This is a genomic window from Marinobacter sp., assembly GCF_044799475.1.
GTDB lineage: Bacteria > Pseudomonadota > Gammaproteobacteria > Pseudomonadales > Oleiphilaceae > Marinobacter.
The window spans coordinates 2,505,149-2,519,229 of sequence record NZ_CP085217.1; the positions used below are offsets into that span (position 1 = coordinate 2,505,149).

A 14,081-nucleotide genomic window follows, 5' to 3' on the forward strand; every position below is an offset into this window, starting at 1 on the left:
GAGCTATTCAGGCCGCCTGGTGCAGGCCCTCCAGATATTCCTGTATGCCGGCTATGTCGTCAGCGGCCAGACGGAGTCCAAGTTTGGTTCGCCGCCAGATAATGTCTTCTGCATCAATGGCCCATTCATGATCCACCAGATAACGGATCTCGCTGGCGTAGAGGTTCGCGCCGAAGTGGCGTCCCATATCCAGCATGGATTTGCAGTTCTCAAGCAGGAGCCTGGTGCGGGTTCCATAGGTGCGGACGTAGCGGCGCGCAAGGCCTTCTGGCAGCCAGGGATACTCCTGTCTGAGTTTCGGCAGCAACTCAGCGTGGTTGGTGAAGTCCCCGCCCGGCAGGGGGGCATGCTTTGTCCATTCCGGTCCGGCCTCGGGAAAGAAGCTGCAGATGCGGTCGGTGGCAGCTTCGGCGAGTTTGCGATAGGTGGTGATCTTGCCTCCGAACACGGAAATGAGGGGGGCGTTCTTTCTGCCTCCATCCACTTCGAAAGCGTAGTCCCGGGAAACTTTCTGGGCATCGCCCTCATCATCCATCAGAGGTCGTACCCCCGAATAGGACCAGACCACATCGGAAGGAGAAAGCCTGTTTTTGAAGTGATCATTGACGATGGATAGCAGGTAATCCACTTCCTCTGGCGATATTTTCGCTTTTTTCGGGTCGCCTTCATAATCCACGTCCGTGGTCCCGATCAGGGAAAAATCGTCTTCATAGGGGATTACAAAGATGATCCGGTTGTCCGCATTCTGGAGAATGTAGGCTTCCGGCTGGTCGTGAATCTTCGGCACCACTATATGGCTACCCTTGACCATGCGGATCTGCTTTGGTGCCGGAATTGTCATGGCATCGCTGAAGAGCCTGCTTACCCAGGGCCCACTGGCGTTGACAAGGGCCCGGCACTGGTAACTCTGATGCGTGCCGGTGCGAGTATCTTCCAGGGTAACATTCCAGAGCCTGCCAGCCCGTTCTGCCTTCACACATTTTGTCCGGGTTTTGATCTCTGCACCCCGTTCCTCTGCGGCCTTTGCCGTGAGCACCACCAGCCGAGCGTCGTCTACCCAGCCGTCGGAATACTCGAAGCCCTTCCTGATCTCCGGAACCAGAGGGCCATCCGGGGTGAACTTAATGCTCCTGGAGCCTTCAAGAAGTTCCCGCCTGGCAAGGTGATCATAAAGGAAGAGTCCCGTGCGGATCATCCACGCCGGCCGAAGGTGGGACTGATGAGGCAGGATAAAACGCATGGGCCACATGATGTGGGGCGCGTTCCTGAGGAGAGACTCCCGTTCAGCCAGCGCCTGTCGTACCAGCCTGAATTCATAGTGTTCAAGATAGCGGAGACCGCCATGTATGAGCTTGCTGCTATTGGATGACGTTGCGGATGCCAGATCATTCATTTCGCAGAGGATGACTTTGAGGCCCCGTCCGGCGGCATCCATGGTAATACCTGTGCCGTTAACGCCCCCGCCGACGACAATCAGATCGTAAATGGTGTTATCAGTTGTCATGCCCTGTCATCTCCTGGCGAACGTTCGTAACACGGCTGCTATGTGCACTTGCAGCTGAAAATCCGGATTTCGTTCATGAATTTTCATTATGCGAAAAATCATGTAATTCGTAAAGGAAAAAAACGATTAAAAACGAACATTTTTGCGGGGCGCCAGGTTGGGATGGTCCGAGTGGAAAAGATAGCAACCTGGAGGCCTCGTCAGGACGGGAGCGGGCTTTTGAGCAGGGGCGAATGCGTAATGCGGGTGGAATGAATGCCGGTATCAGACCACGTGAAGGGCGACGTCGTGCTCGCGGAGCAACTGCTCGATTTCTGCAGGCGGTTGCTGGTCGGTGAAGAAGTGGTGGGCCTGGGTGATGTCGCCAAGCCGGACCATGGCATTGCGTCCGAACTTGGAATGATCCGCCGCCAGCAGAACCTTCTGTGAGTTTGCAATGATGGTCTGGGCAACCCGGACTTCCCGGTAGTCGAAGTCGAGGAGGGAGCCGTCGCTATGGATGCCGCTGATGCCGATGATGCCGAAGTCCATTTTGAACTGGTTGATGAAATCCCGTGTGGCCTCTCCCACGATACCGCCGTCGCGGTTGCGGACCTCGCCCCCGGCGATGATGATGTTGAAGTCCTCTCTCGCGGCGAGAATCGACGCCACATGCAGGTTGTTGGTCACCACGCGCAGATTATTGTGGTTGAGCAGGGCCCTGGCAATGGTCTCGGTGGTGGTGCCAATGTTGATGAACAGGGAGGCGTTGTCCGGAATTATCCGGACGAGGGTTTCGGCAATCTTCTCCTTGGCTTCGAGTTCAAGGATTTTGCGGGCCTGATAGGAAGTGTTCACCGTGCTGGAGTCAATGCCGGCACCCCCGTGGTGGCGGCGCACACGGCTCTGCCTGGCAAGCTGGTTGAGGTCCCGGCGGATGGTCTGTGGTGTGACCTGGAAATGATCCACCAGCTGCTCAGTAGTGACGAACCCGTTGCGCTGGATCAGCTCCATGATCAGGTCCTGACGGTGCCTCTGTGCCATGCCTGTACCTCTTGGTGTAACCTTAGGCTGAAGTTGCTGAACGCCCGTGTCTGGTGGTTGTTTCGGAATTGGCCGGGGACTGCGCAGCATTTACGTTATTTTTCGCCGGTTTTAGTTACCGGGTCGAACTCTGATTATTCTGAAAAAGTCAGGGAATTGCGAGAGGCATGAAATAACCTGACGGGTTTGAAGTCAAGGGCGGGCGGGTTTGTTCACTCGTTCAATTCGACGGTTTTCATCAAAAACGAAAATTTCTACTTGGATTGAGCGGAAAAGATGGTAAAAATACGAACAAATAAGAACACCAATAGTCAGGGGTAAATCATGACTCGATATATACTGGCGATCGATCAGGGCACCACCAGTTCCCGGGCGATCATTTTTACTGACTCAGGCCAGATCCATGCGGTGAGTCAGCAGGAGTTTGCCCAGCACTATCCCGAGAGCGGGTGGGTGGAGCATGACCCGGAAGCCATCTGGGTTTCGGTGGTGGAGAGTTGCCGCAAGGTGCTGGAGAAAAGCGGTCTTCGCGCATCCGATCTGGCCGCTGCCGGTATAACCAATCAGCGTGAAACCACAATCATCTGGGACCGCAAAACCGGGAAGCCCATTTACAACGCTGTTGTATGGCAGGACAGACGGACCGCCGCCTATTGCCAGTTCCTCAAGGATGAGGGAGTCGAGGAAATGATCAGCGAGAAAACCGGGCTGCTGGTGGACCCCTATTTCTCTGCAACGAAGATCCGCTGGATTCTCGATCAGGTTCCCGGCAGCCGGGAGAGGGCGGAGCGGGGCGAGCTGGCCTTTGGCACGGTGGATACCTTTCTGTTGTGGCGCCTGACTGGTGGCAAGTCCCACCTCACTGATGCCACCAACGCCTGCCGCACCCTGGTGTTCAATATTCACACGCAGCAGTGGGATCCCGAGTTGCTGGAACTGTTTGATGTTCCGCGAGCCCTGTTGCCCGAAGTGAAGGATTCCTCGGACGATTTTGGCAGTATTCGTGCCGATCTGCTGGGGGATGAAGTGCCGATATACGGCGTGGCGGGGGACCAGCAGGCCGCGATGTTCGGGCAGACCTGTTTCCATGAGGGCATGGCGAAAAGTACCTACGGTACCGGCTGTTTTCTGATGCTCAATACTGGCACCCAGGCCCTGAAGTCAGAGCACCGGCTTCTGACCACTGTCGCCTACCGCCTCAATGGCGTAACCACCTATGCATTGGAGGGCAGCATTTTTATTGCCGGTGCTACTATTCAGTGGCTTCGGGATGGCCTCAAACTCATCAAGATGGCGGATGAGTGCGAACCTCTGGCGGAACAGACCTCACTGGACCACGGCGTCTATCTGCTGCCGGCATTTACCGGTCTTGGAGCGCCCTACTGGGACCCGAAAGCAAGGGGAGCGATATTTGGTCTGACCCGTGACACGGGCATCAAGGAGATTGTGACTGCCGGCCTGCAGTCCGTGTGCTACCAGACCAAGGATCTGCAGAAGGCGATGGAAAAGGACGGCCTGCGCCCCGTTGCTCTCAGAGTAGACGGCGGCATGGTGGCGAATAACTGGGTGCTTCAGTTCCTTGCCGATATTCTCGGTGCCACCGTGGACCGGCCAAGGACGATTGAAACCACGGCCCTGGGCGTGGCTTATCTTGCCGGCCTGAAGGCCGGTCTCTTCGAGTCACTGGAAGCTCTTGAAGATCTCTGGGAATGCGATCGCCGTTTCATGCCGACCATGAGCAAGGAACGCCGCGACGGTTTCTACGAAGGCTGGGTCGAGGCAGTTAATCGTCTGCAGAGCCATCCCGCCTAGCGCCTTCGAGTCAGCGGATACCCAGTTGCTTCAGGCGTTTGTAGATGGTGTTTCGGCTGTAGCCGAGGCGCCTGGCCCGACCAGCGGGGCGCTCCCAAACCAAAGCTTGAAAACAGGAAACCGAAAAGTGAAACCGTCGCCTACAGGGATCTTCTCAGGAGCTGGGAAGCATCCAACTAGAACTGGTTCATGAGCAGGGTCACCGTGAAAGCAGGCAATCGCGGTGACCCGTTTTTCCGGACCAGCAGGAGCCTTTCCGTAACATGTTGAACCACGAACAGATTCACACATCCAAGACACTGACAGTTGCGCCTTTCCAGGTAGCGGCATTGCCACGCATAGTTTTTGGCCGGGGGGCTTTTGACGACCTGGTTCCAGCCATTGCCGGCTATGGTCGGGAAGTGCTTATCATTACCGGTGGTCAGTCGTTTCCGGGCAGCAGGCACTGGTCGGAGCTTCAGCAAAGGCTGCAGCAGGCTGGCATTGTCTGGCATCTTGAAAGAATCAGCGGCGAACCCAGCCCGGAACAGGTCGATGCGGTAGTTCAGCGCCATGGTGGCCGGGGTATTGAGGTTGTCCTGGGCATTGGCGGAGGCAGTGCGCTCGATGCCGGCAAGGCCGTTGCGGGGCTGCTGCCCTGTCAGCGCCCAGTGCGGGATTTTCTGGAAGGCGTGGGAGAGCCTGCTGATTATCAGGGCCCCTCCCTGCCGTTTATTGCTGTGCCGACAACGGCGGGAACCGGCAGTGAGCTGACACGAAATGCAGTGATCACCCAGGCAGGGGAGGGCGGTTTCAAAAAATCCTTCCGGCATGACCGGCTGCTGCCACGGCTTGCGCTGATTGACCCGGTGTTGCTGGAAACCTGTCCCGCCAGGGTGATGCTGGCCAATGCGCTGGATGCTGTAACACAGCTGGTAGAATCCTGGGTGTCCACCCGCGCCAGTGTGCTGACGGATGCCCTGGCGATTGACGGCCTGAGGGCCTTCGCGCGGGGTTTCCGGCCGGATCTGGAGGATCCTGTCAGGGATTACAGTCAACTGGCCTATGCTGCGATGATTTCCGGCATTTGCCTTACCCAGGCCGGACTGGGATCAGTACATGGTTTTGCATCACCGTTGGGTGCCTTTTTCTCTATTCCCCACGGCATGGCCTGCGGGACGATGCTGGCTGCCTGTACCGAAATGAATATCCGCCTTCTTGAGGCAAGATCTCCCGGTCATCCTGCCCTCCGGAAATACGCTCAGGCCTGGAGGATTCTCTCCGGCGCCGGATCCGATAGCACTGGCAGCGCCGATGCTCTGGCAGCCGAACCCATGTACCTCGCCAGCCTGTTCCACGAGTGGACGTCCGTTTGCCGGGTTCCGCGACTGTCCGAGCTTGGGGTCAGGGTCACGGATTTTCCCCGTATTGTTGCCGCCAGCGGGGGTAACAGCATGAAAACAAACCCCCTGGTGCTGGATGCCGGTGAACTGGAGACCCTGCTGCGCCAGCGCCTCTGATCCTGACAGGATGATCACCCCTTTCCAGCGATTTTTCAGCGGCGGCCTGAAGGCGTTGCCCGTAAAGAGGGCGATCTATTCTACTTAGGTCGAAATGACGCACCGGCAGTCAGGCTTCAGGCTAAGCTTATCAAGCTACTGATGCCCGGCCACCGCACGGGTGCAATCCGGGACCTGCTCTCCATGCTGTCACAGATTCTCTCCACCCTCTTGCCTGTGTTTCTCATTGCCGGTTGCGGAGCGATTTACGGACGCTTCCGGACTCCGGACATCCAGGGGCTGAATACCCTGAACATGGAGCTGTTTGTGCCCATGCTGGTGTTTGCCGTGCTGGCTGACCAGAAAGCTCCCCTGCAGGATTATGCCTCCCTGGCTCTGGCGGCCACGGTGATCGTCCTGGGCTCCGGTCTTCTGCTGTGGCCCCTGGGGCGATTGCTGAAGCTGGATCTCCGCACCTTTCTTCCGCCGATGATGTTCAATAACAGCGGCAACATGGGGATTCCGCTGCTGCTGCTCGCCTTTGGCGAGGCGGCGCTGCCGGCGGCGATTGTGCTGTTTATTGTTGAAATGCTCCTGCATTTTTCCATTGGCCTCCACATGCTGGATCGCACAGTGCCCTGGTGGCGACTCCTTCGTCTGCCCATTGTCATTGCCAGTATTGCGGGGCTGGCCGTCAACCTAGGTGGGGTGCCACTGCCCGCGTGGCTGCTGGAAGCGCTGAACATGCTGGGTGGGGTGTGTATTCCATTGATGCTGTTCGCCCTGGGAGTGCGAATGCTTGACGTGGACTTCAGCGACTGGAAGCTTGGCCTGGTGGGAGCGGTCGCCTGTCCGGCCAGTGGCCTGCTGCTTGCCTGGCCCCTCACGCACCTGCTGGAGCTGCCGGGCCTGCAACTGCCTGCACTGTGGGTTTTCGCGGCCCTGCCACCAGCGGTCCTCAACTACATCGTTGCCGAGCAGTATCAGCAGGAGCCCCACAAGGTTGCCTCCCTGGTTCTTATTGGAAACCTTGGCAGCCTTCTCGTCATGCCGGTGATCCTGGGCTGGATCTTTGCAGTCGGTTACGGCTGAGGTGCCGGTTGTGGTTTAATAGCTGGCGCAGAAATTCCGGACAAGAGAGCAGCCCTTTGAATACCCCCAGCGACAAGCGCCTGAACAAGTGGATCAGCGATTCCGGCTACTGCTCCCGCCGCGAGGCCGACCGGCTGATCGAGCAGGGCAGGGTTACCATCAATGGCCAGCCGGCCGAGCTTGGTACCCGAGTCGCTCCTGATGACGAGGTCCGGGTTGACGCCAGACTGATCCGCCCCACGGCTACCAACAAGGCCGATCGCATCTATATTGCCTATCACAAGCCGGTGGGTATTACCTGCACTACAGAACGTCATGTCCGGGGCAATATCATTGATGCCATAGGCCATCCAGAACGGATCTTCCCCATAGGTCGGCTGGACAAGCCGTCCGAGGGTCTGATTTTTCTGACCAGTGATGGTGATATCGTGAACAAAATCCTGCGGGCCGAAAATGCCCACGACAAGGAATACCTGGTGACGGTTGACCGGCCGGTGACCAGGGAGTTTGCCGAGCGCATGGCCGGCGGAGTCCCGATTCTCGACACGGTAACAAAACCCTGTGAGGTTCATATCGAGGGCCGCTTTCAGTTCCGGATCATCCTGACTCAGGGTCTCAACCGGCAGATTCGCCGGATGTGTGAATACCTGGGCTATGAGGTGACGCGGCTCAAACGGACCAGAATCATGATGATCTCTCTCGGCCATCTGAAACCCGGCCAGTGGCGCAACCTGACTGAGCGGGAAATGACCGCCATCAGGAATGCGGTGGCCGGCTCCCGCAAAACCGCCGTTTCCGGCGATGACCCGCATGCAGTGCCCAGAGGAGGCGACCGCTCCGGAGTGAGGCCGGAGTCCCGGCCAGGTGCCACAGGCCGGATCAGGCCCCGCCATGGAGCCAGGGCTCCCCGTAATGGTCCTGACGGTGGAAAAGGCCGTCGCCAGGACTGAAATTTCGCCCGCAACGTCATGAACCAGTTCTCAAAACTGGCCCTTCCAGCCGACTCCGCACGGACAGATTTGAGGCACAGTTATCTTTCAGGCCCTGCCTTATCCGGTATCTTACCGTAACAGGATGTAACCGGCTTTTCGGCCTCGTTTTGTAGGGCCGGATCTGACAGAAAGCCCGCTTCGAAATCCGACGACGCCGCGGAACACGAGCAAAAAAGCAGCTGGCTTCCTTCGCGCTCGAATGAGCAGGGTATCAATTCCGTGCCCGCGAGCTGGCAGCGTTTCTACGAAAGATACTAAAGGATGTGTCCAAATCATGTTGCTGGTGCTGGCAGGATCGATGTTGACCTTCGCAATGGTGCACGAAGCGACTGTTGTCGAACCCCATGCCCGGGGCACGGTCGTTATCGAGCAGGATATTGATGAGGGCCCCGTGGAACTCCGGATTGACCGGAAGGTGGAGCCTCTTGTTGAGCAGCAGTATCGCAATATTGTACGTCAGGCATACGATTACAGCTGTGGCAGTGCCGCACTGACGACTGTCCTGAAATATTACCTCGGTCGGGATCTCAATGAACGCCAGGTCATGGAGGGGCTGCTGCACTACGGCGAGAGTGAAAGAATCGTTGAACGTCGCGCCTTTTCGATGCTCGACATGAAACGACTGGTCACCGCACTTGGTTATCCTGCGGGTGGTTTCAGGGCCACCATCGAGGATCTCAAGGAACTGGATCACCCCGCCATAGTGCCGATCCAGCATGCCGGCTTCAAACACTTCGTGGTTATCCGGGCCATTCGCGATGGGCGCGTTTTCATCGCAGACCCGGCCATTGGCAACTTCTCGTTCACCCTTGAACAGTTTGAAGAAAAGTGGGACGACAACGTTCTGTTCATTGTGTTTCCTGGCAGTGACAAACCTTTCGACACCCTGGAGCTCAAGGAAGAGGACCTCCGGTTCGTCGAAGACCGGACGCTTACCCTGCTGATGCAGGAGCAGCTGCCGGAATACTATGAGTCAACCGAAAGGCGTATCCGCAACCTGCTTGAGCAACAGAAAAACAATCCTGACGGAACTGTGGAAAATACCCGCAAAGAGCTGTTCTATCGGCGCAATTAAGGCCTCCTTGAGGCAGTACTATTTTCGGATGTTTCGCATGTTACTGGCATGCCGCATCGCAACAGGGCAGATAACTGTATGCCGCGACAAAAGACAGATAAAAAGGGAGCTGGGATGAATCTTTGGGTAATGCGGGGTTTTCTTCTCTGTTCCGTGGTCGGTCTTCCCCTCAGTGGCTGGGCGCAGGATTCCACGGTCGACAAGGCGCGGGAAGCGCTTGGCCAGCAGGCAGAGGATGAAGATTCGTCCCGGCAGCTGGAAGAGGTTTTCCAGGCCGCGGAAAAAAACTATTCCCTGCAGAGGAAGGGTTCTCACGCGCTGACTTACTCTTTTGATTATTCATTTACCGGAGATCAGCGGCTGGACCTGTCGATCCGGGGGGGCGGCATTCAGAATGTGGATGTGGTTCCTTCAGCCACTCACAATTTTACCAACGCGTTTTCCTACGATTTTGGCCTGAAAGACAACCTGACGGTGGGCGTGCGCCTGCCACTCATCGTCAAGTACGACACACAGGACGAGCTGAGCCTTTACGATATGGGGGATGTTTCCGCCACTGCCCGCTGGCAGCCCATTGCCTATGTCCCTGGCAAGGTTTCACCGACGCTTTTCGCCACAGTGACCAGCAAAACCGGCACCAGCCCCTACGAAATCGATGTTGACGAACAGCTTTCATCAGGCAGCGGGTTCTATACCGTCGCCGGCGGCCTTAGCGCATCCAAAGTGCTGGATCCGGTGGTTGTGTTTGGCTCCCTCAGCCTGTCTTACAATATTCCCGAGGAAGGACTGAACCAGGTGCGCGGCGCTCGTGTTCTGGAAGAGGTTGAGCCAGGTTTTGGCGCCTCCGGTTCTGCCGGCTTTGCCTATTCCCTGTCCTATGATATTTCCCTGAGTATTTCGGCCCAGCTCAGCTACAGCGATGAAACGGTCCTTTCCTTCCGCAATGGAACGGAAGCGGTCGCCCAGGACCAGATGACCGGTTTCCTGTCCATGTCGCTGGGTACCAGGATCAGTGACACCACGATCATCAATACCAGCCTGGGCATCGGGCTGACCGAGGATGCTCCTGATTTTTCCGTGGGTGTCTCCCTGCCAATTAACATCTCTGGCCTCAAGGATTGATGGGTGCCAACGACGTCATTTGGGAAGGGAAGAACTAAATGGGAACATTAATCCCGAAAAAACGCCTGATCGGTGCCATTGTGGCTGGCCTGCTTTCGTTCAACGCCCATGGCCAGCTCACGCAGAACCTCATCAGCCACCCAAAGGCGCAGGCTTTGGGCAACGCGGTTACCGCGGATCCTCCCGGTATCCTGGCAATACACTTTAATCCGGCAGGCCTGACCAAGCTGGATGGTCGTCAGCTGGAAGTAAATCTCATCAACGCCTACCTCGATATTGATGCAGACTTCACGGCGCCTCCGGGCTACAACATCTTTGACATCGAGGGCGAAGAAATTGATCCCCTAACCGGTGAACAGCGGGATCCGATTGCAAATTCCAGCAGCCACACCAACTGGCTGGCGGCCTACCTGCCGGGCAAGGGCATCCAGCGCCTGCCCAAAGGGCTTCCCGGTCTTCTGCCTGCAGGCGGAATCAGCATCAATCCGCCAGGATCCAAGCTGACCTTCGCAAACGCCTTTTTCCTTCCCATGGTGGCGGGGTTCATTCGTGAGTCCGGTGATCCGGGCCGTTTCTTCCCCAAAGAAACCGCATTGCAGCGTGTCACCTATCTTTCTCCCACGGTGGGCTACAAGATCAACGATGAATGGTCAGTAGGGGCGGGTATCCATTTTTCCCACATGGGATTTGCCGCCAACCAGAACATGCGGGCGCCGAACATGCTGCTGGGCGTTGCCGAGGTTCTGCAGGATGCATTCAACTGTGAAACCGGAGATGAACCGCTCGCTCCCTGGATTGCGCTCTGCGGCGGTAATATTGGCCCCTTCGATGAAATAGGCGCAATGAGTCTGGACCTGCAGCAGTCACTGTCTCCAACCTATGCTCTGGGGGTGATCTGGGAGCCGACGGACTGGTTCAGCTGGGGCGCCAGCTATACCTCGGAAGCGGACATGAACCTCAAGGGGACCTTCGCCATTGAGTACACCAGGGACTGGTCCGGCTTCTGGCAGCGGCTGAACAGCTCTGTGCTTGGTGCCATAGGATCAGCTATCCTGAGCTTGCCTTCCGGGGCACCCCGCGAAGCAGGCAATGTGTCCATGGATCTGGTCTATCCCCAGCATTTTCAGACAGGCGTGAGCATCGATGTCCATCCGAAACTGACCATAAACGCCGACGTTGGCTGGACGGATTACAGTCAGTGGGATGCCTTTGATTTCCAGTTTGATCGCAATCTGGAATTCCTCAATGCGGCCCGAATCTTGTCTCCGGAGAATGCCACGCCGGATACGCTCAGGCTGCCGCTCGGAATGACCGATGTATGGAACTGGGGTTTCGGCCTTGAATTTCATGCCACTTCCCGCCTGGATCTGCGGGCGGGTATAGAGATCCGGGACTCCACCATTCCTGATGATCAGCGTTCGATTATGGCACCCCTGGGCGATGCCAATCTTTATAGTATCGGCATGGGATACCGCTGGGACAAGAACACCCAGGTTGACATGAATCTCAGCTACATGCAGTCCATAGAAACCATTCCGGCCAATGGAAGCTGCAACCTGAACTGTGACAATATAACCAATATCATCTATAACCCGTACGCGGGCCTGGATGTCAAAACGTCAATGCGGGTCGCCACGGCGGGCATCGCTTTCAGGACAAAGTTCTGAGGTAGCCTCATGCCAGTCGGGTCACGGAGGGCGATGGAGGATGATGGAGGGTGATGATCAGTATCGCTGGGAGAGGGGTGCCCTTGCCTGAGATGGGTTCAATACGCAGAGCCGGGCTGGTCCTGGTGTCCGGTATGCTTCTGCTGGCTGGCTGCCAGAATAATGCCCCCCTGGTTGAACGGGATGGCTACTATACCTGGGTTGATGAGAGCGGCCAGGTCAGATCCACCCCTGTGCCCAGGAGCCAGGCCGAGCCCGACCTCGACCTGGAGCCTGCTGACCACAAGACTGATCAAGCCGGGACGACTGACAGGACGGAGAAGACTGACAGGACGGAGAAGACTGACAGGACGGAGAAGACTGACAGTCCGGTCGTTACCAGGCCGTCAGATCGCAGCAGTCCCGCAAAGACCCCCCCGGAAAGTGAATACAGTCTCGACAACTATCCGGATGCCAATGAGCTTGAGGCCTCCGGCTATGTGCGTCCCGGGGATCCGCTCCCTTATTACACATGGCGGGATGCCGAAGGCCGGTTCCGTTCCAGTTATTATCGACCGGACACACGCTCGGATGTTGAAAAAGGCCTGATCCGGGAGCCCGTGACCCTTACGCCCGCCAGTGTCTATCAGGCAACTGGAACCTCCGGCTCAAAAAATGTGCCGACCGTCGACCCGGCTCCTGCTACCCGTCCGGAAGCATTTGCCCTGCTTGGCATCAGCACTTCCGCCGAAAGCTATCTTGATCAGTGGCAGGGCGCCTGCTGTCATAACCTCACCCTCAGCGATACGGTTGAGTGGAACTCGGGCCGGGAATTTCAGGTGGAATTCCAGCCAGACACCCCCGTTCACAGCTTTTTCTCTGGCTCCAGCGCCTACCGTCTGGTCAGGCTGCCGGACCCGGCGGAAACCCGCAGCCTGATCATCCGCATCCGGTCCTTTGCCCAGAAGGACATTCTTGTACCTTCCGTGGCTTTCCTCGATGAAAGCCTCAGGCCGTTGCGCCTGGTGACAGACATGATCATGGACTTTACGCCGGAAAGCTGGCACCGCCAGGCCTATCTGGAAGCCCATGTGCCAGCACTTCCAGAGCGCCGTGAACGCTGGCTGCTGATTTACACCCGGGATGAAGACCTGGCCGGCCAGACGGTTATCGAAACCAGGCGTGGCCCCAAAGCCCTGCATCATAGTGACCAGGGCCTGATCAGTCTGACCGAGATCCAGCCCTGATCATCATCAGGCCTAGTCCTCCGGCTGATCCAGATCCACCCACTGGTGTGACAGCCAGTAAAATCGGCCCTTGTCGATGGGGTAGGTGCAGTTGTACCTGAGCCGTCTGCTGTTGAAAGGGCTAGCGGCCTGGATCACAACCCTTTGATTCCCCTTCTGCTGACTGTCAATCCGCCCCTGACCGGTCGCAAAGCAGGTGAGTCTTGCGGGATCCATGGTTTCCGGCAGGCTGAGCTCCAGTTCCGGCGGATTGGACTGCAGTATTCCTCCTGGCAACTGATCAGGGTTGATTGGCATGGCCCGGCTCAGGAGCTTGTTTTTGAGAGGATCAAGCTGGCCATAGGCAGTTGCCATGGGAAAACGTGGTAGCCGGGTTGGCACTGAAGGCTCACCAATGGCTCCTGACTGCTGACCATAGCCGAGCCATTCCCGCTCAGCGATGGCCGCTTCCAGCTTGTCGTCAAATTCCCCATAGGGGTATGCAAAAAGAGGAGGCCTTGGGCCCAGCTTCTCCGTGAGGGTTTGCTGGGCAACATCGAGACTTGTGTTGATGCGTTCTTTCCAATGGGCATCCGACTCATGGGGCTTCTGTATCAGGTGGCCATGATCCTTGCTGTGGTTGGCAATCAGTACATCCGGGTTGTCCACCCAGGCTTTTAGCTCCGCCCAGGTCATGTGATCCCTCTTGCCGATGGCGTCCGTGTTGACGAACACTGTGAAGGGGTAGCCGAACTCTTCCAGCATGGGTGCGGCCGTGTCCCGGACAGACTCATAGGCATCGTCAAAGGTGATGGCCACCTGTTGGCGCTTTTCCAGTTCCCCGGCAAGGGCAGCCCGGGTGCCCGTATCAAGGGGTACGACCTCCAGGCCCATGCTCTGGATCATCTCCAGCTGATCGCGGAAAAGTGAAGGTGTGGTGCTCGTGGAGGCCGGTGTGTCTGTGCTGACATGGTGATACTGCAGTACCACAAGGTCCGCAGTGGCGAGACTGGCCAGCGCGGACATGGCAAGACCCGGCAACAGACAGAAAAGGGATTTTCCGGACAAACGGACTGACATAACGGACGCTCCTGGTGTCATCGGCTCGAGG

11 protein-coding genes are annotated in these 14,081 nt (G+C 57.3%); 8 read left to right on the plus strand and 3 right to left on the minus strand.

Annotation, left to right across the window (positions count from 1 at the left end):
* Positions 1-7 precede the first annotated feature (7 nt).
* The gene (glpD, locus tag LG327_RS11610; RefSeq protein WP_404361965.1) at positions 8-1,504 is read right to left on the minus strand and encodes a glycerol-3-phosphate dehydrogenase; all 1,497 of its coding nucleotides are present in this window, start codon (positions 1,502-1,504) and stop codon (positions 8-10) included.
* A 264-nt stretch (positions 1,505-1,768) separates the two neighbouring features.
* Positions 1,769-2,527, minus strand: coding sequence for a DeoR/GlpR family transcriptional regulator (locus tag LG327_RS11615; RefSeq protein ID WP_404361966.1), 759 nt, complete (start codon positions 2,525-2,527; stop codon positions 1,769-1,771).
* A gap of 324 nt (positions 2,528-2,851) precedes the next feature.
* Here LG327_RS11615 and glpK point away from each other — a divergent pair, with 324 nt between their 5' ends.
* The 8 genes from glpK to LG327_RS11655 all read left to right on the plus strand — a co-directional run bounded on the left by glpK (position 2,852) and on the right by LG327_RS11655 (position 12,991).
* Positions 2,852-4,339 (plus strand): glycerol kinase GlpK, encoded by a 1,488-nt coding sequence (glpK, locus tag LG327_RS11620; RefSeq protein ID WP_404361967.1) that lies wholly within the window; start codon positions 2,852-2,854, stop codon positions 4,337-4,339.
* Between the two features lie 263 nt (positions 4,340-4,602).
* A complete protein-coding gene (locus LG327_RS11625) occupies positions 4,603-5,838 on the plus strand; it encodes an iron-containing alcohol dehydrogenase (protein WP_404361968.1) in 1,236 nt (411 codons plus the stop codon).
* 183 nt (positions 5,839-6,021) lie between these two features.
* Positions 6,022-6,909, plus strand: a complete 888-nt coding sequence (locus LG327_RS11630) for an AEC family transporter (RefSeq protein ID WP_404361969.1) — start codon at positions 6,022-6,024, stop codon at positions 6,907-6,909.
* Between the two features lie 56 nt (positions 6,910-6,965).
* Complete coding sequence (rluF, locus tag LG327_RS11635; RefSeq protein WP_404361970.1) at positions 6,966-7,859, plus strand: 23S rRNA pseudouridine(2604) synthase RluF; 894 nt, start codon at positions 6,966-6,968, stop codon at positions 7,857-7,859.
* 316 nt (positions 7,860-8,175) lie between these two features.
* A complete protein-coding gene (locus LG327_RS11640) occupies positions 8,176-8,976 on the plus strand; it encodes a C39 family peptidase (RefSeq protein WP_404361972.1) in 801 nt (266 codons plus the stop codon).
* A 114-nt stretch (positions 8,977-9,090) separates the two neighbouring features.
* Positions 9,091-10,098 (plus strand): transporter, encoded by a 1,008-nt coding sequence (locus LG327_RS11645; RefSeq protein ID WP_404361974.1) that lies wholly within the window; start codon positions 9,091-9,093, stop codon positions 10,096-10,098.
* A 38-nt stretch (positions 10,099-10,136) separates the two neighbouring features.
* Complete coding sequence (locus LG327_RS11650; protein ID WP_404361976.1) at positions 10,137-11,765, plus strand: OmpP1/FadL family transporter; 1,629 nt, start codon at positions 10,137-10,139, stop codon at positions 11,763-11,765.
* A gap of 92 nt (positions 11,766-11,857) precedes the next feature.
* Positions 11,858-12,991, plus strand: a complete 1,134-nt coding sequence (locus LG327_RS11655; RefSeq protein WP_404361978.1) for a MalM family protein — start codon at positions 11,858-11,860, stop codon at positions 12,989-12,991.
* 12 nt (positions 12,992-13,003) lie between these two features.
* Here the strand turns inward: LG327_RS11655 and LG327_RS11660 are convergent, their stop codons facing one another.
* Positions 13,004-14,050 (minus strand): polysaccharide deacetylase family protein, encoded by a 1,047-nt coding sequence (locus tag LG327_RS11660; protein ID WP_404361980.1) that lies wholly within the window; start codon positions 14,048-14,050, stop codon positions 13,004-13,006.
* Positions 14,051-14,081: the final 31 nt, after the last annotated feature.

Bases quoted from the DNA above. Each gene is read 5' to 3' on its own strand.
- glpD (WP_404361965.1), bottom strand. From the start codon at position 1,504: ATGACAACTGATAACACCATTTACGATCTGATTGTCGTCGGCGGGGGC.
- LG327_RS11615 (WP_404361966.1), bottom strand. From the start codon at position 2,527: ATGGCACAGAGGCACCGTCAGGACCTGATCATGGAGCTGATCCAGCGC.
- glpK (WP_404361967.1), top strand. From the start codon at position 2,852: ATGACTCGATATATACTGGCGATCGATCAGGGCACCACCAGTTCCCGG.
- LG327_RS11625 (WP_404361968.1), top strand. From the start codon at position 4,603: ATGTTGAACCACGAACAGATTCACACATCCAAGACACTGACAGTTGCG.
- LG327_RS11630 (WP_404361969.1), top strand. From the start codon at position 6,022: ATGCTGTCACAGATTCTCTCCACCCTCTTGCCTGTGTTTCTCATTGCC.
- LG327_RS11640 (WP_404361972.1), top strand. From the start codon at position 8,176: ATGTTGCTGGTGCTGGCAGGATCGATGTTGACCTTCGCAATGGTGCAC.
- LG327_RS11645 (WP_404361974.1), top strand. From the start codon at position 9,091: ATGAATCTTTGGGTAATGCGGGGTTTTCTTCTCTGTTCCGTGGTCGGT.
- LG327_RS11650 (WP_404361976.1), top strand. From the start codon at position 10,137: ATGGGAACATTAATCCCGAAAAAACGCCTGATCGGTGCCATTGTGGCT.
- LG327_RS11655 (WP_404361978.1), top strand. From the start codon at position 11,858: ATGGGTTCAATACGCAGAGCCGGGCTGGTCCTGGTGTCCGGTATGCTT.
- LG327_RS11660 (WP_404361980.1), bottom strand. From the start codon at position 14,050: ATGTCAGTCCGTTTGTCCGGAAAATCCCTTTTCTGTCTGTTGCCGGGT.